Origin of the sequence: Cellulosilyticum ruminicola JCM 14822 (genome assembly GCF_001311925.1) — a bacterium.
GTDB classification, from domain to species: Bacteria; Bacillota; Clostridia; order Lachnospirales; family Cellulosilyticaceae; genus Cellulosilyticum; species Cellulosilyticum ruminicola.
Genome location: NZ_BBCG01000011.1, coordinates 54,328 through 69,980, shown reverse-complemented (window position 1 = coordinate 69,980; position 15,653 = coordinate 54,328). Strand labels below are relative to the sequence as shown.

15 protein-coding genes and 1 pseudogene are annotated in these 15,653 nt (G+C 33.0%); 12 read left to right on the top strand and 4 right to left on the bottom strand.

What is annotated here, in order from left to right; genetic code table 11:
- Window positions 1–14: 14 nt before the first annotated feature.
- The gene (locus JCM14822_RS23680; protein ID WP_054740603.1) at window positions 15–311 is read right to left on the bottom strand and encodes a mechanosensitive ion channel domain-containing protein; all 297 of its coding nucleotides are present in this window, start codon (window positions 309–311) and stop codon (window positions 15–17) included.
- Window positions 281–1,192, bottom strand: coding sequence for a mechanosensitive ion channel family protein (locus JCM14822_RS23675; RefSeq protein ID WP_054740601.1), 912 nt, complete (start codon window positions 1,190–1,192; stop codon window positions 281–283). The genes JCM14822_RS23680 and JCM14822_RS23675 overlap by 31 nt, the downstream gene beginning before the upstream one ends.
- A 174-nt stretch (window positions 1,193–1,366) precedes the next feature.
- Here JCM14822_RS23675 and JCM14822_RS06110 point away from each other — a divergent pair, with 174 nt between their 5' ends.
- The 3 genes from JCM14822_RS06110 to JCM14822_RS06100 all read left to right on the top strand — a co-directional run bounded on the left by JCM14822_RS06110 (window position 1,367) and on the right by JCM14822_RS06100 (window position 3,059).
- Window positions 1,367–1,660 (top strand): hypothetical protein, encoded by a 294-nt coding sequence (locus JCM14822_RS06110; RefSeq protein WP_054740600.1) that lies wholly within the window; start codon window positions 1,367–1,369, stop codon window positions 1,658–1,660.
- A 267-nt stretch (window positions 1,661–1,927) separates the two neighbouring features.
- Window positions 1,928–2,587 (top strand): hypothetical protein, encoded by a 660-nt coding sequence (locus JCM14822_RS06105; protein WP_157047652.1) that lies wholly within the window; start codon window positions 1,928–1,930, stop codon window positions 2,585–2,587.
- Entirely contained in the window at window positions 2,577–3,059 is a 483-nt protein-coding gene (locus tag JCM14822_RS06100; protein WP_054740596.1) for a GerW family sporulation protein, read from the top strand. Before JCM14822_RS06105 ends, JCM14822_RS06100 begins: the two co-directional genes overlap by 11 nt.
- Window positions 3,060–3,122: 63 nt before the next feature.
- On the opposite strand, the gene ychF is transcribed toward JCM14822_RS06100, so the two are convergent.
- Both ychF and JCM14822_RS20070 read right to left on the bottom strand, forming a co-directional pair.
- Window positions 3,123–4,217, bottom strand: coding sequence for a redox-regulated ATPase YchF (gene ychF, locus JCM14822_RS06095; protein WP_054740594.1), 1,095 nt, complete (start codon window positions 4,215–4,217; stop codon window positions 3,123–3,125).
- Window positions 4,218–4,302: 85 nt separating this feature from the next.
- Window positions 4,303–4,470: a hypothetical protein gene (locus JCM14822_RS20070; RefSeq protein ID WP_157047651.1), complete on the bottom strand. Its 168-nt coding sequence runs from the start codon at window positions 4,468–4,470 to the stop codon at window positions 4,303–4,305.
- Between the two features lie 108 nt (window positions 4,471–4,578).
- On the opposite strand from JCM14822_RS20070, the gene lgt reads away from it, so the two are divergent.
- The 9 genes and pseudogenes from lgt (at window position 4,579) to mraY (ending at window position 15,614) form a co-directional block, all read left to right on the top strand.
- Window positions 4,579–5,427 (top strand): prolipoprotein diacylglyceryl transferase, encoded by an 849-nt coding sequence (gene lgt / locus JCM14822_RS06090; RefSeq protein ID WP_083461297.1) that lies wholly within the window; start codon window positions 4,579–4,581, stop codon window positions 5,425–5,427.
- 125 nt (window positions 5,428–5,552) lie between these two features.
- Window positions 5,553–5,714 (top strand): aspartyl-phosphate phosphatase Spo0E family protein, encoded by a 162-nt coding sequence (locus JCM14822_RS19170; protein ID WP_083461296.1) that lies wholly within the window; start codon window positions 5,553–5,555, stop codon window positions 5,712–5,714.
- Window positions 5,715–6,206: 492 nt separating this feature from the next.
- Window positions 6,207–7,142, top strand: coding sequence for a 16S rRNA (cytosine(1402)-N(4))-methyltransferase RsmH (rsmH, locus tag JCM14822_RS06085; protein WP_054740593.1), 936 nt, complete (start codon window positions 6,207–6,209; stop codon window positions 7,140–7,142).
- Window positions 7,143–7,171: 29 nt separating this feature from the next.
- Window positions 7,172–7,603 carry an FtsB family cell division protein gene (locus tag JCM14822_RS06080; RefSeq protein WP_172674777.1) on the top strand — a complete coding sequence of 144 codons (432 nt, stop codon included), beginning with the start codon at window positions 7,172–7,174 and terminating at the stop codon, window positions 7,601–7,603.
- A gap of 14 nt (window positions 7,604–7,617) precedes the next feature.
- Complete coding sequence (locus tag JCM14822_RS06075; protein WP_054740591.1) at window positions 7,618–9,756, top strand: penicillin-binding transpeptidase domain-containing protein; 2,139 nt, start codon at window positions 7,618–7,620, stop codon at window positions 9,754–9,756.
- Between the two features lie 62 nt (window positions 9,757–9,818).
- A pseudogene (locus JCM14822_RS24870) lies at window positions 9,819–11,767 on the top strand (penicillin-binding transpeptidase domain-containing protein).
- Between the two features lie 65 nt (window positions 11,768–11,832).
- Window positions 11,833–13,284: a UDP-N-acetylmuramoyl-L-alanyl-D-glutamate--2,6-diaminopimelate ligase gene (locus tag JCM14822_RS06065; protein ID WP_054740590.1), complete on the top strand. Its 1,452-nt coding sequence runs from the start codon at window positions 11,833–11,835 to the stop codon at window positions 13,282–13,284.
- The gene (locus tag JCM14822_RS06060; protein WP_054740587.1) at window positions 13,284–14,636 is read left to right on the top strand and encodes a UDP-N-acetylmuramoyl-tripeptide--D-alanyl-D-alanine ligase; all 1,353 of its coding nucleotides are present in this window, start codon (window positions 13,284–13,286) and stop codon (window positions 14,634–14,636) included. Before JCM14822_RS06065 ends, JCM14822_RS06060 begins: the two co-directional genes overlap by 1 nt.
- A 24-nt stretch (window positions 14,637–14,660) precedes the next feature.
- Window positions 14,661–15,614 carry a phospho-N-acetylmuramoyl-pentapeptide-transferase gene (mraY, locus tag JCM14822_RS06055; RefSeq protein WP_054740586.1) on the top strand — a complete coding sequence of 318 codons (954 nt, stop codon included), beginning with the start codon at window positions 14,661–14,663 and terminating at the stop codon, window positions 15,612–15,614.
- Window positions 15,615–15,653 lie beyond the last annotated feature (39 nt).

Here is a 15,653-nt window from a genome sequence, read left to right as displayed (position 1 = left end):
CTTAGCTACCTTTTTTATACTTTATGCACTGGAAAAACTTCCTGAGGTTTAACAGGTACTTTAGGCGTTCTTTGCATATAAAGTGTTTGTGTTGGAAATGCAATATCTACCCCAATATGTTCACAAAGTTTTAAGATTTCTAGATTGATGCGTTGTTTAACTTGAAGATAGGATGCATAGTCTGTATGCATTGAATAATAAAGAATTTGAATATTTAGTGCGTAATCACCAAAGTTTTCAAATACAACAATATAAGTTTCATTTTCTACGTCTGGATCTTCTAATAAAATCTTTTTGATTTTTTGATACATGTATTTAAATCATTAATAGAAGTATTATAGCTGACACCTAAATCAAATTTTACACGACGTTTTTCCATACGTGTCCAGTTGATGAGATTAGCGCTGCTAATTTGTGCATTTGGAATGACTACTTGACCTTGAGTGAAGGTTCTAAGTCTTGTACTTCTAAAGCTAATATCTTCTACAACACCTTCAAGACTTATAATTTCAATCCAATCGCCAATTACAAATGGTTTATCAAACATTAAAATCATTCCTGAAAATACGTTAGACAGGGCATCTTTAGCAACGAAAGCTAAGGCTGCACCACCAAGACCTACACCTGTAAGTATGGATGGAAGTCCTTCAAATAAAAAGCTTAAAGAAATAAAAACACCTATGATAATAATTCCTGCACGGATAATACGTGCTGTAAAACGAAGAAATAGAGAGTTATCCATAAATGGTAACTTAATGTTAAGGTAATTTAAAAGCTCTTCGTAAATATGGGCGATCAAATAAATAATCCATGTCATATAAGCAGAAACAAGTGAGAAAAAGAACTTGTTAAGTACTTTAAAAGGAATAATACTAATAGGAATTTGAACAAACCAAAAAGATTCTGTTGTAACACCATTATAAATGACTAAAGGCGAAACAGCTATTGAAAAATAAATACCTGTTAATACAAATAGATGATTAAAAGGTTTTTGTAATGCATCTAAATGATTTAAATCAATACGAGTATGTTTAATCTCAATACGAGATACAAGCTTAATCATAAGGCGACTAAATAAACGATGACTGATTAAAGAACTTATAAGTAAAACTAAGCTGGCAGTCAAGCGTAAGTAGAGTGAGTTACGGGAAAAGTTATATAAAAAATCTTTTATAACTAAAAATTCGTTCATGATGAGTCCTTTCTTTAAAAATATGGCAATGCCATTTTATTCAATGATATTATTATAAACGGAAGAAGGGGAAAATAAAAGCCAAATTTAAGGCAAAAAAAATGGGATATGGTATAATATAACAGGTTACTGTGAATAGTATAAAAATAAAATAATTAAAGAAAAGGCGGGTCTATGAGAATATCAAAAGATTTATGGATTGATGAAAAGGTAAAGTGGAGTAGATGGCAGCTGATGTGTTTAAAGCTTTATAATAAATGCAGTATAAATGGTTATATTATTTGCACAGGAAGTAAGAAGCAGTGGTTGTTTGAGATTTTAAGGCCACATCAAATAAAAGAGCAGCATAAAGAATGCTATGTGGTAGGAATTGCACATTCTAAGGAAGTAGCAACGCATCATATTGTTCAGCGTATTGATGCCATTTACAATAAGCAAATACAGGATTATGAAGGTCTAAAAACATAATAAAAGAGGTGTATAATGGGTATTTTATGGCTAATAATAAAAATAATCATTTTTATACTCTTAGCACTTCTAGGTCTGCTCCTTCTGAGCTTATTTATTATACTGGTAATTCCAATTTCTTATGAAGCATATTTGGAAAAGTATAATGAGCTAATATATGATATTAAATTTACTTATCTAGGCATACTCAAAGGGCACTTTTGCTTAGAGGAAGGTTATAAAAATCATGAGATAAGAATACTGGGCAAGATAATATATGAAGATAAGGTGAAAGAAAAGGAAAGGGTTGTTAAAAAAGATGCTGGAGAAGAAAATGGTGTAAAAGAAAGTGCAAGACAGGAAAAGGATAAATCTAAAAGGCAGAGTTTAAAAAATGAACAAGCCATAGCACACAAAAAAGGGGATTATCAGACAAATCAGCAATATAAAAAAGTAAATGATACAGTGAAGAAAATAGATACCCCAGTAGCAGAGAGCGCTGAAGAAATAACAGAAGATACTATAGAAGACGAAAAAGAAGAAACCAAACGTTTTGCTAGAAATTTAGAGGGGCATCAGATTAAAAAATTATTACTAAGAAAAGATTTTTGGCAGCTTGTAAGGGAAATATTAAGGCTGCTCAAAAGCATTTTAAAATATGTTTTACCAAGGAAATGGTCCTATGAACTTGTAATAGGGAAAGATGATCCTGCTGATACAGGTGAACTAATTGCTAAGCTTACAATGGCATATCAGCTTTATTATAAACATGGTATTATACGTGGTGATTTTGAAAAAAGCGGTATATGGGGTGGATTTTTAGCAAAGGGACGATTTAGTATAGTAGGTATTTTAAAACGTATTATCAGTTTTACATTAAAACCAGTAGTACGAAAGTACATTAGATTAGTATTAAAGATTAGAAAGGAAGAAAAATATGGAGAATAAAATTAATAAAGATTTAAATGAGTTAATGAGTCAGTTAGAAAATTTTATTACAACAAAGACAGTAGTAGGTGAACCTATTCATATTGATGATACTATTTTAGTACCACTTGTAGATGTAAGTTTTGCAGCAGCAACAGGGGCAACTGAGAGTAATAACTTTACTGAACGTAAAAAAGAACGTGAGAAAAATGTGGCTGGTGGAAGTGGTGCTGGTGCTGGTGGGATTGGCGCTAAGATTACACCAAGCGCCATGCTTGTTATTCAAAATGGGACAACACAGCTTATTAATACAAGAGCTCAAGATAGTATTACAAAACTTATTGATATGATTCCTGGACTTGTAGCAAAAGCACCTGAATTTGTATCACATTTTACAGAACATAAGGGTGAGAATAAAGTTAGATCAGCTAGGAAGTCAAAAAATGAGGCTGTAAGTGAGTCAGAAGAAAAGTATCATCAAATGGAAGATTAAAAACATAAATATAAAAGACTACTTCGATTAAGAAGTAGCCTTTTATATTATACATATATAAGTTTATACATTGAATCTGAAGACGATGATATCACCATCTTGAACAACATATTCTTTACCTTCAAGACGTACAAGTCCTTTTTCTCTAGCAGCAGCGTAAGAACCACATGCAACAAGGTCATCGAAGTTAACAACCTCAGCACGGATGAATCCTCTTTCGAAGTCAGAATGAATTTTACCAGCAGCGCCTGGAGCTTTGGTTCCTTTTGTAATGGTCCAAGCACGTACTTCTTGTGGACCAGCTGTAAGGTAACTGATAAGTCCAAGAAGTTTGTAACTTGCAGCTACTAAACGGTCGAAACCAGTTGAGTCAAGACCTAAATCTTGTAAGAAGATTTCTTTTTCTTCTTCATCAAGTTCAGATAATTCTTGTTCGATTTTAGCACAGATTACGAAAGTTTCAGAGTCTTCTTGTGTAGAAAACTCACGTACACGTTGTACGTATTCATTTTTAATACCACCAATTAAATCATCTTCGGAAATATTAGCGGCATAAAGCATTGGTTTAGCTGTAATAAGGCCAAGTGATTGAATAAAGGCATCTTTTTCAGTATCATCACCTAAAAGTGTACGTGCAGCTTTACCAGATTCAAGTGTAGCATAGATTTCTTTTAAGATTTCAATTTCAGCAGCTACAGCTTTATCAGCTTTTGCAGCTTTAGCTGATTTTGAAATACGACGTTCTAAAACGTCCATATCTGCAAATGCAAGCTCTAGGTTGATTGTTTCGATGTCGCGGATAGGGTCTACAACTTTATCTACGTGAACGATGTTTTCATCTTCGAAGCAACGTACAACTTGTACAATAGCATCTACTTCACGAATGTGAGATAAGAATTGGTTTCCAAGACCTTCACCTTTACTAGCGCCTTTGATAAGACCAGCAATATCTACGAATTCTATAGCAGCAGGTAATACGCGTTGAGAGTTATTCATTTCACGTAATACTTCTAATCTTTTATCAGGTACAGCAACAACCCCTACATTAGGTTCAATTGTACAGAATGGATAGTTAGCAGATTCAGCACCTGCTTTAGTAAGGGCATTAAATAAAGTACTTTTTCCTACATTAGGAAGCCCTACGATTCCGAGTTTCATATGTTTCATCCTTCCTCAGTTATTATTTTTAACATCCATAGTATAGTTTATCGCATAATAAATAAAACTGCAATAAAATGCAGTTTTATTTATTATGCGATAAACATAATCCAATTAAAAAACCTATAAGTGTACAAGTGCCAGCAACAACAGCTAAGGCCGAATAATCCATGCAAACAGGATAAAGTTCATTAAATTCGTCATTTTCTTTTTGGCGTTGTACAGCACGATAATGTCTAGCTTTTTGACGCATATTCACACCACCTTTTGAGGTTAGTATAAGTGAAAATATAAGATTTATACCTCATTTACATTAGAAGTTAAATGGCATATAATGAGAAAATAAAAAAGGAGGTTTATTATGCCAAATATATATTTTCCATATTTGAATTTATCATTTAATATTTCGCCAATTGCATTTAAAGTCTTCGGTATTGCAATTTATTGGTATGGCATCATTATTACATCAGGGATTATATGCGGCGCATTAATTTCATCATATATGGCGAAAAAAGAAAATGTAAATCCAGACATTATTACAGATTTTATCATGTATGATATTATTTTTGCATTAATAGGTGCAAGAGCGTATTATGTTGCATTTAATTGGGATTATTACCATGCAAACCTGGGACAAATTATAAATACCAGGCAAGGTGGTATAGCTATTTATGGTGCAATTATAGTTTCTATACTAGTAGCGGTTATTTATACAAAATATAAAAAGATTTCTTTTTGGCAGTTTACTGATTTAGCAGTATATGGTTTAGTGGTAGGACAGATTATAGGGCGTTATGGAAATTTTACAAACAAAGAGGCTTTTGGAGGATATACAGAAAATATCTTTGCTATGCGTATTTTACAAAGTGAGGCAAAATTGCCTATATCTCAGGATCTACTCAATCATATTCAAGTTGCATTTGGACAAAATTATATCCAAGTGCATCCAACATTTTTCTATGAATCATGCTGGAATATAGGAGTTTTAGTATTATTACTAATTTATCGTAAGTATCGTAAGAATTATGGCGAATTATTTTTCTTATATTTAGCCAGTTATGGAATAGGACGATTTTGGATAGAAGGATTACGTACGGATCAACTAATAGTGCCTAGTATTAATATCCCAATTTCTCAAATAATTGCTATATTGTCAGTTGTATTGGGATTAATTGGAATAATTATTTGTCGAAGAGTTAGAAAAAAATAAAATATCATACAAATAATACGAATAAATGTTGTTTTCTTCCAAGTTTTGTTCTATAATAACTCTAAAGAGAAAAAGAAAATTCAAAATATTTATACTTATGTTTTTTATTTTTAAGGGGGATTTATATGAATAATAGAAAGAAGCGCATTTCAACAATGCAAGAAGCACTTAACAGACTTTTAATGACATCTGGAGCAAATGTATGTAGAAGTAAGACTGTATATAAATTAAGTATGCAGCTTGACAAAGAGATTGTAAAGTATTATAGAAGTATTGAAAATATTTAACTACATGATAAGTTAAAGAATGTAAATTATATAGCATCTATTAAATGTAAGGTTATACATTTGATGGATGCTTTTTTAATTAGAATTAATTAAAAAACACATTAAATGAAGCATTTAATCAAATTTGACTTGAAATTTTATCCATAAAGTCATAAAATATAAGAAATTGGGCGTGATAGGCCCTGTTTGGAATAGAAAAAAATTAAGCTCTCCTAGTTACTAACATGAATGCTAGAAATTTGTTCGCTTCTTTTTGTCAGGTAAATTAAGCGTATAGTGGATACGCATGGCCGATATAAAAGGGCGTATTTTATTGCCCTAGCACTTATATGAGTATATTCTTATATTGAAAAAGACATAGTAGTTATAGGAATGGGAAACCATATAAAAGTTTGGCAAGTGAAGGCGTTATTTATACTATATAAAAGACACTTTTAATTGAACTAGACTTTGGCTGAGCAAATGGAACAATTAAAAATTTAAGGTGATGAAATGAAGTTTGAACATGTATCAGTATTGTTAAATGAATGTATTGAAGGATTGGCAATTAAACCTAATGGAATTTATGTAGATGGTACATTAGGAGGTGCAGGACATGCTAGTGTTGTATGTAGCCATTTATCAGAAGCAGGACATTTTATAGGCATTGATCAAGATAATAATGCGTTAGCTGTATCTAAAGAACGTTTAAAAGATGTAAAAGCTAAAGTAAGTATTGTAAAAAGTAATTTTGAACAAACAGCAAATGTATTAGAATCTTTAGGTGTAGAGAAAATAGATGGGATGCTTATTGACCTTGGTGTTTCTTCACACCAATTAGATGAAGCAGACCGTGGTTTTTCTTATATGCATGATGCACCACTTGATATGCGTATGAATCAAGATAGTAAATATTCAGCATATGATGTGGTTAATGAAATGTCAGAAGAAGAACTTTACAGAATTATTAAAGAATATGGTGAGGAACGTTGGGCAAAACGTGTTGCACAATTTATAGTAGAAGAAAGAAAATTTAAACCAATTGAAACAACATATGAACTTGTAGATGTAATTAAAAAAGCGATTCCTCAAGGCGCGAGAAAAGATGGTCCACATCCTGCAAAACGTACTTTCCAAGCAATTCGCATTGCAGTTAATCGTGAGCTTGAAATTATTGCACCAACTATTAACGATGTAGTAGAGAAATTAGCACCAGGTGGAAGACTATGTATTATTACTTTCCATTCACTAGAAGATCGTATCGTAAAGCAAGCATTTAAAAAACTAGAAGATCCTTGTACTTGTGCAAAGGAATTTCCAGTTTGTGTATGTGGTAAAGTACCACAGGTAAAAGTAATTACACGTAAGCCTATTTTACCTTCAGAAGGAGAATTAGAGGCAAATCATCGTTCTAGAAGTGCAAAATTAAGAATTGTTGAAAAATTATAACAATATACCATCTCATAAAGGGGGAGTGAATGATGGGAGAGAAACTCAAAGGAAATTATAATTATCAAATTGGCAATACAGTATATGATTATTATGAAGAATTACCTTTGCAAACACCTCCACAAGCACCCGTACGTAGAAATAGAAAAGTTAAGAAAAGAGATTTTAGATTTGCAATACAGGTTTCTTTATGTGGTCTGTTAGTATTTTTAGGTGCGTTTTTCTATATTCATCAATATGCTGAATTTGGGACAAGACAAAAAGAATTGCGTACTATTAAAAATGAAATTAGAGATACTAAAAGTACAATTAGTTTAACAGAAGCTAAAATATCTGAAAAACTTAATTTAGATTATATACGTGAACGTGCATCTAAAGAGCTTGGTATGAGCGAGCCAATGGCACACCAAATCGTGTATATTGAATTACCAAAAGATAGTTATGTTGTATATAATCATTAAAAGTAGGTAGGAATATGAAAAGACGTAAGAAGAAAAGAACAACTCTACCACCTAGATATAAAATGAATGGCAGAATTTTTGTACTTTTAACTTGTTTTGTTTTTTGTTTTGTTTTTTTAATTGGTAGAGTAGCATATATACAAGCTGTACATGGCGTGGAATATAAAACAGTTATTGCAAATCGTTTAACAAATGGCGAAACAGATATTGAAGCACAGCGTGGCGCTATTGTGGATCGCAATAATAAAACGTTAGCAACAAGTGTATTAGCATATAATATAGTTTTAAGTCCCAAAGACGTACTAACTTTAAGTGAAGAAAAACGTCTTGAAATATATAAAGAACTTTCACCGGTTGTAGGCAAGACTGTAGATGAACTTAAAAAAATAGTAGATGTAAATCCTACTTCGGGATATAAGGTATTAGCTAAAAATATAGATACAGAAGTAGGGGAAGAACTTCGTGGATTAGGTGGTGTAAGTTTAGTCGAAACGTATATTCGTAAATATTCTAAAGAAACATTAGTTGCACAGCTTCTTGGATTCTTTAATAAGGATGGGGTTGGACAATATGGTATTGAACAGCAGTATGAAGAATACTTAGCTGGTGTACCAGGTCGCACTTTTTCTCAATATCAAGATTCAAAAATTGTAACTAGGGAAACACAAGAAGGAAAAGCAGGGGCAACTGTTAAACTTACAATAGATGAAGTGATTCAGCAATATGTGGAAACAATTATGCGTAAATATATTGCTCAGTATGGGGCAATAAATGCCTCTGCAACAATTATGAATCCGAATACAGGAGAAATCTATGCAATGTATTCTTATCCAGAATTTGATCCTAACCATTATAATGATTTAAGCAAGCAGCTTGGTCAGAGTGTTTGGGATAATTTAAGCGGGGAAAAGCAATATGAAAAAATGAATGCAGCTTGGATAAATCGAAGTATTCAATATACCTATGAACCAGGTTCAACAATGAAGCCTATATTTGTGGCAGCAGCTTTAGAAGAGGGCGTAATTGATGGGACAGAGACATATAATTGTCCAGGCTCAATAGCAGTAGCAGATAGAAATATTAACTGCTGGAAAACATCTGGACATAGTCTTGAAACACTAGAGGATGTATTGGCAAATTCTTGTAATGTAGGCATGATTGAAATTAGTAAGAAGATGGATTCTGAAAAGATACTAGATTATATGAAGCGTTTTGGATTTGGTGAAAAAACAGAGGTTAATTTACCAGGTGATAACGCAGGGCTTTTACATAATAAGCTTGGACCAGTTGAAAAGGCGACTTATTCTATGGGACAAGGAATGACAGTTACGCCACTGCAACTTGTTAAGGCTTTTTCAGCGGTTATTAATGGTGGATATTTGATAGAACCTTATGTAGTTTCGGAAATTACAGGAAATAATCATACGACTTTATATGAACATAAAAGACGTGTTTTGAGACAAGTAATCTCTAGTGAAACATCTAAAAAGGTAGCAACATATCTTAAGAAAGTAGTTGATTCAGGAACTGGTAATGCGGCGGCTGTAAGTGGTTATGATGTGGGTGGTAAAACAGGAACAGCGCAGAAAATAGGGCGTGTAAATGGTGATTATGTTTTATCGTTTATTGGTAGTGTGCCATATAATAACCCACAAGTTGTAGGGCTTATCACGCTGGATAATATTCCAGAAGGAACAGGTGCACCAGCAAATGCTTTTAGAGAAATGATGGAAAATATATTACCATATTTAGAGATTGAATTAAGTGAAACTGCCCAAAAAGATGAAGTGAAAACAAGTAGTGTACCTAATGTAAGTAATCAAGATATTTATACAGCAATCAATACATTATTTGATGATAAATTGGATTATGAAATAGTGGGTGTAGGAAATACTGTAACTTCTCAATATCCTAAGGCTGGAGAGATAGCAACTAAGGGAGTGAAGATTAAGCTTTATACAGAGGCAAGAGATGCTAAAAATGTAGTAGCTGTACCCAATATCATGGGCATGACAATTGAAGAAGCTCAAAAAGTTTTAGATGGGAAGTTTGTACTTCAAGGTAGTGAAAAAGGCAAAATTACTAGTCAAATACCACGTGGTGGGACTAAGATAGAAAAAGATAGCCAAGTTATCGTTAAAACAACTGAATAATGTCATAATGCCCCCTCTTTAAAATAGACTTTAGGTAAGACAACTTTTAAAGGAGGTTTTTTATGTATAAAGGCATCCCAGTTTTACTAAAAAAGAGAATTCTTATTGTAGCGGGCTGTTTTGTCTTTGGGCTTGTAGGTATGTCTATTCGTTTAGGGTATGTACAAATTGCAGAAGGCAAAATGTTGGATGATAGAGCATCTGAACAGCAAACTAGAAATCGTACAATCGCACCTACAAGAGGAATAATTTATGATAGAAATTTAGAGGTCTTGGCTAAGAGTGCTTCTGTGGCAACTGTTGGTGTTGTACATGCTCAAATTCAGGATTCAGAGATGGTGGCTAAAGTACTTGCGGAGCATCTTAATATGGATTATGAAAAAGTTTATAAAAAAGTTACAAAGCGTGTAGCTTTTGAAAGAATTGCTACTAAGGTAGATAAAAAAATAGCTGATAGTATTCGTGAGCTTAATTTACCTGGGGTCAAAGTTGATGAGGATTCTAAAAGATATTATCCCTATAATACATTAGCATCTCAAACATTGGGATTTGTAGGAAAGGATAACCAAGGAATTGTAGGCTTAGAAGTGAAATATGATAGTTATTTAAAAGGAAAACCAGGTAATATTCTTATGGAGACTAATGGAAAGGGAGAAAGAAGAGAGGAGGAGGCAGAAGTACGTATAAATCCTCAAAATGGTTATCATCTTGTAACCACGTTAGATATTACATTGCAAGAATATGCAGAACAAGCATTGGAACGTGTTGTTGAAATGAAAGATGCAAGGCGTGGTGCTATTATTATGATGAATCCACAAGATGGAGAGATTTATGCTTTGGCAGTTAAACCTGACTTTAATTTAAATGAGCCTTTTACAATTAATAATGAAGAGCTGAAAAATAATTGGAGCTATATTCTCAAAAGGAACAACAAGAATATTTAAATCAAATGTGGCGTAACTTTACAATTAATGATACATATGAACCAGGTTCAACTTTTAAAATCTTCACTTCAACAATGGGACTTGAAGAAAATGTAGTTAGTGAAAATGACAAGTTTGTTTGCACAGGAAGTAAAGTTATTGCAGGAAGAACTATTAAGTGTTGGCGTAGTCCACGATCTCATGGAGATGAAACATTTGTACAAGGTGTACAGAATTCATGTAATCCTGTTTTTATGGAAGTTGCTGAGCGGATTGGAGCGAGTAAGTTTTATGATTATATGATAAAATTTGGTTTTAAGTCTAAAACAGATATTGATTTACCAGGTGAAGCAATTGGTATTTTACATAGTAAAAGTAATATTGGACCAGTAGAACTTGCAACTATGTCCTTTGGTCAATCATTTCAAATTACACCAATGCAGCTTTTAGTTGGTGCTTCAGCAACAATTAATGGGGGATATCGCGTGACACCACATTTAGGTAAAGAAATAATTAATGATACAGGAGATATTATTCAAACGTTTAATTATGAAAAGGGAAAACAGATTATTTCGACACAGACTAGTGAAAGAATGAAAAAGATTTTAGAAACTGTTGTATCAGAAGGTGGTGGACATAAGGCTTATATTCCAGGATATCGCATTGGTGGTAAAACAGCAACTTCTCAAAAATTACCTCGTGGATCAGGAAAATATACAGCATCATTTTTAGCTTTCGCACCAGCAGAAGCACCAAAGGTATTAGCTTTAGTAATTATTGATGAACCTAAAGGAACTTACTATGGTGGAGTTATTGCAGGACCAGTTATGCATGAGATATTAGAAAATGCATTACCTTATTTGGGGATAGAACCTGTTTATAATGAGGCAGAAGTAAAACTTGATGAAACACAAAAAATGATAGTACCAAATTTTGTAGGAATGACATCAAAAGATGCAAAAACTTTTGCAAAGGAACAAGGCATACAAGTAGATATAAATGGGGAAGGTGAAGAGGTAGGTGCACAATTTCCGTTAGAAGGTGAAAGTATTAACAAAATAAGTAAAATTATCCTTTATACCCATTAAGATGACTTTTTTATCAGTTCAAGTCGTGCTATAATAACAAGGAAATTTAAATAAGGAGGATCAACATGAAACTAAAGGAGCTAATGAATGGAATAAGCTTTGAGTGTGTAAGTGGTAACATGGAACAAGAAATTGACCATATTATTTATGATTCACGTATCAAAACACAAAGTGGATTGTTTATTGCAATAGAAGGATTTAAAACAGATGGGCATACATTTATTGATAAGGCTATTGAAAATGGTGCTAAAGCAATTCTTGTTCAAAAACATATTAATTGTGATGTAGATGGCATTACAATTTTAAAGACAAATAATACAAGAAGTGCTATGGCACAAGTTGCAAATAATGCTTATCATAATCCTTCAGAAAAATTTGAATTAGTAGGAGTAACAGGTACAAATGGAAAAACAAGTATCACATTCTTACTTGGTCAAATTTTAGAGGCATATCATAAAAAAATAGGTATTATTGGGACAATTGAAAATCGCATTGGAGATAGCATTCTTAAAGCAGAGCGTACAACACCAGAATCAGTAGATCTTCAAGCACTTTTCCAAAAGATGGTTGAAAGTAATGTGGATTGTGCATTAATGGAAGTCTCATCTCATGCTTTAGAATTAAACCGTGTAGATGGTTCAAGCTTTGGTGTTGGTATTTTTACAAACCTTACACAAGATCACTTAGATTTCCATATTACAATGGAAAACTATGCAAAAGCAAAAGCAAAATTATTTAAAAAGTGTAAAGTTGGTATTATTAATAAAGATGCAGATTATGTAGATGTTATCAGTGAGGGGGCAACTTGCCAGGTTGTAACTTATGGCATTGATCATGAGGCAGATTACCATGCTACTAATATTCACATACATGCTGCTGGCGTAGAATATACTTTAACATGCTCACAAGGAACATTTGAGATAGAAGTACCTATTCCAGGGAAATTTACAGTATATAATACACTAGCTGTCATTGCAGCAGCGGTAAACCTAAATATTCCAATGACACATATTATTGAAACATTAAAAACAGTAAAAGGTGTACCAGGACGTGTGCAAGCATTTAAATCAACACATGGTTATAGTGTACTTGTAGATTATGCACATACACCAGATGGACTTGAAAATGTACTTGAAACAATCAAAGAATTTGTAAAAGGTAAAGTTATTACTGTATTTGGTTGTGGTGGAGACAGAGATAAAACAAAACGTCCAATAATGGGAAGTATTGCTGCAAAATATTCAGATGATGTAATTATTACATCTGATAATCCAAGAACAGAAAATCCACTTCAGATTTTAGATGAAGTAGAAGTTGGTGTAAAAGACACTGGCGTAGACTATGTAAAAATTGAAGATCGTAAAGAAGCAATTTTAACTGCTTTAAAGAAAGCACAAAAAGACGATGTTGTTTTAATTGCTGGTAAAGGCCATGAAAATTATCAAATATTAAAAGACCGCATTATTCACTTCGATGATTCAGAAGTTGTAGCGGCTTATTTACAGGGGGAAGTTTAATGAAGCTCTGTTTAGAAGATATTTTAAAAGCGGTTAAAGGAAAATGCTTAAATCAAGAAGCATTTGATACCAATAAACAAATACTAGATATTGTGACAGACTCAAGAGCAATTACAGATTCCAGTTTATTTGTACCACTTAAAGGTGAGAATTTTGATGGGCATGTGTTTATCAAAGATGTTTATGATAAAGGTAGCATTGTAACACTTACGATGAATGAAGAAGTAGTGGATTCACGTCTTTGTACTATTTTAGTAGAAGATACAGGAAAGGCACTATTAGAACTTGGACACTATTATCGTAATTTATTTAGCATTCCTGTTATTGGTATTACAGGTAGTGTTGGTAAAACAAGCACAAAAGAGATTGTGGCAGCTATTCTAAGTGGACGTTATAACGTGCATAAGACACAAGGAAACTATAATAATGAGATTGGTGTACCTTTAACATTATTTAAATTGAAATCAGAACATGAGATTGCAGTTGTTGAAATGGGAATGAACCATTTTGGTGAAATTCATAATTTAAGTTATGTAGCAATGCCTAATATGGGAATCATTACAAATATCGGGACATCTCATATTGAAAACTTAGGTAGTCGTGAAGGTATTTTAAAAGCTAAACTTGAAATTCTTGATGGCATGGCAGAAGGCGGCAAATTAATCGTATGTGGTGATAATGATTTACTAGGTAGTATGCCAGCACAAAATATAGAAGTTATTCAGTATGGTTTTGCAGAAGGTAAGCCTTATAGAGCAACGAACATTGTAACAAATGGAGAATATACAAGTGCACATATTCAAACACCAAGTGAAAGTTATGATATCGAAATCAAAGCATTAGGCGAACATATGATTTATAACGTGCTTGCAGGAATTGCTGTAGCTGAAGCTTGTGGACTTACAGAAGAAGAAATCAAACGTGGTCTTAAAAACTATGCACCAGCTAAAATGCGTATGCATATTACAAAAGGTATCAATAATATGACATTAATTGATGATACTTATAATGCAAGTCCTGAATCAATGAAAGCTGCCTTAAAAGTCTTAAAAGACTATGAAAGCAAGGGTAGAAAAGTCGCTGTTTTAGGGGATATGTTAGAACAAGGTGAATTTGCCCCAGCTCTTCATGCAAGTGTTGGAGAAGCAGCAGTAGCTTTAGAGATTGATCTTTTATGTGCTGTAGGGCCACTTGCGCGTCATATTTATGAAGGTGCTAAAAAAGCAGGCAATATTCAAGTCGTTTATTATGAAACAAAAGAAGCTTGGATGCAAAACAAGGAGCAATTTTTACAAGATGAGGACACCTTATTATTCAAAGCTTCTAGAGGTATGCATTTCGAAGAATGGTAGAAGAGTTAGGAAAGGTGAAATCAGATGGAAAATAACGCGTTATATGCAGTTTTAATTGCATTCTTCTTAAGTATATTATTAAGCCCATTTGTAATCCCAATGTTACAACGTCTTAAGTTTGGGCAAAACGTAAGAGATGATGGGCCAAACAGTCATTTAAAAAAAGCAGGAACACCAACAATGGGTGGTGTAATCATTTTAGCAAGTATGGTCATTACGAGTTTATTCTTTATGAAAGGAAATCGTGAAGTGCACCTTATCTTATTAGTAACAGTAGGATTTGGAATCATTGGTTTCTTAGATGACTATATCAAAGTAGTTAAAAAACGTTCACTAGGACTTACAGCAATGCAAAAAATTGTAGGTCAATTAGTGGTAACAATTATTTTTGCTTATTTATTAAAGTCTTACTTAGGGCTTAATACAGAAATTATTGTACCATTTACAGGTGGAGAAGCATGGGATATGGGTATCCTTTATTGGCCATTCTTAGTATTTGCAGTACTTGCTGTAGTAAATGCTGTTAATTTAACAGATGGTCTTGATGGTTTAGCTTCAAGCATTACTGTATTAGTAGCAACTTATTTCGCAGCAATTGCATTAGGTGTAGGTAGTGGGGCATTCCCAATTGCAGCAGCAGCAGTAGGGAGTTTATTAGGATTCTTACTCTTTAATACTTATCCAGCAAAAGTATTCATGGGAGACACAGGTTCTCTTGCCCTTGGTGGGTTTGTTATTGCTACAGCATTTGTAATGAAAATGCCATTATTTATTTTAATTGTTGGTTTAATTTATGTTATTGAAAATGTATCTGTTATTTTACAGGTATTTTATTTCAAAAAAACAAAGAAAAGATTATTTAGAATGGCACCTATTCATCATCACTTTGAACTTGGTGGATGGCCAGAAACAAAAGTTGTTGCAGTATTTAGCATTGTAACAGCTATTATGTGTTTAATCGGACTTATTGCAAGATAAACATAAAGCATCATAAAAGAACTAGGAGGAAGAACTCAT

Bases quoted from the DNA above. Each gene is read 5' to 3' on its own strand.
- JCM14822_RS23680 (WP_054740603.1), bottom strand. From the start codon at position 311: ATGTATCAAAAAATCAAAAAGATTTTATTAGAAGATCCAGACGTAGAA.
- JCM14822_RS23675 (WP_054740601.1), bottom strand. From the start codon at position 1,192: ATGAACGAATTTTTAGTTATAAAAGATTTTTTATATAACTTTTCCCGT.
- JCM14822_RS06110 (WP_054740600.1), top strand. From the start codon at position 1,367: ATGAGAATATCAAAAGATTTATGGATTGATGAAAAGGTAAAGTGGAGT.
- JCM14822_RS06100 (WP_054740596.1), top strand. From the start codon at position 2,577: ATGGAGAATAAAATTAATAAAGATTTAAATGAGTTAATGAGTCAGTTA.
- ychF (WP_054740594.1), bottom strand. From the start codon at position 4,217: ATGAAACTCGGAATCGTAGGGCTTCCTAATGTAGGAAAAAGTACTTTA.
- JCM14822_RS20070 (WP_157047651.1), bottom strand. From the start codon at position 4,470: ATGCGTCAAAAAGCTAGACATTATCGTGCTGTACAACGCCAAAAAGAA.
- lgt (WP_083461297.1), top strand. From the start codon at position 4,579: ATGCCAAATATATATTTTCCATATTTGAATTTATCATTTAATATTTCG.
- JCM14822_RS19170 (WP_083461296.1), top strand. From the start codon at position 5,553: ATGAATAATAGAAAGAAGCGCATTTCAACAATGCAAGAAGCACTTAAC.
- rsmH (WP_054740593.1), top strand. From the start codon at position 6,207: ATGAAGTTTGAACATGTATCAGTATTGTTAAATGAATGTATTGAAGGA.
- JCM14822_RS06080 (WP_172674777.1), top strand. From the start codon at position 7,172: ATGATGGGAGAGAAACTCAAAGGAAATTATAATTATCAAATTGGCAAT.
- JCM14822_RS06075 (WP_054740591.1), top strand. From the start codon at position 7,618: ATGAAAAGACGTAAGAAGAAAAGAACAACTCTACCACCTAGATATAAA.
- JCM14822_RS06065 (WP_054740590.1), top strand. From the start codon at position 11,833: ATGAAACTAAAGGAGCTAATGAATGGAATAAGCTTTGAGTGTGTAAGT.
- JCM14822_RS06060 (WP_054740587.1), top strand. From the start codon at position 13,284: ATGAAGCTCTGTTTAGAAGATATTTTAAAAGCGGTTAAAGGAAAATGC.
- mraY (WP_054740586.1), top strand. From the start codon at position 14,661: ATGGAAAATAACGCGTTATATGCAGTTTTAATTGCATTCTTCTTAAGT.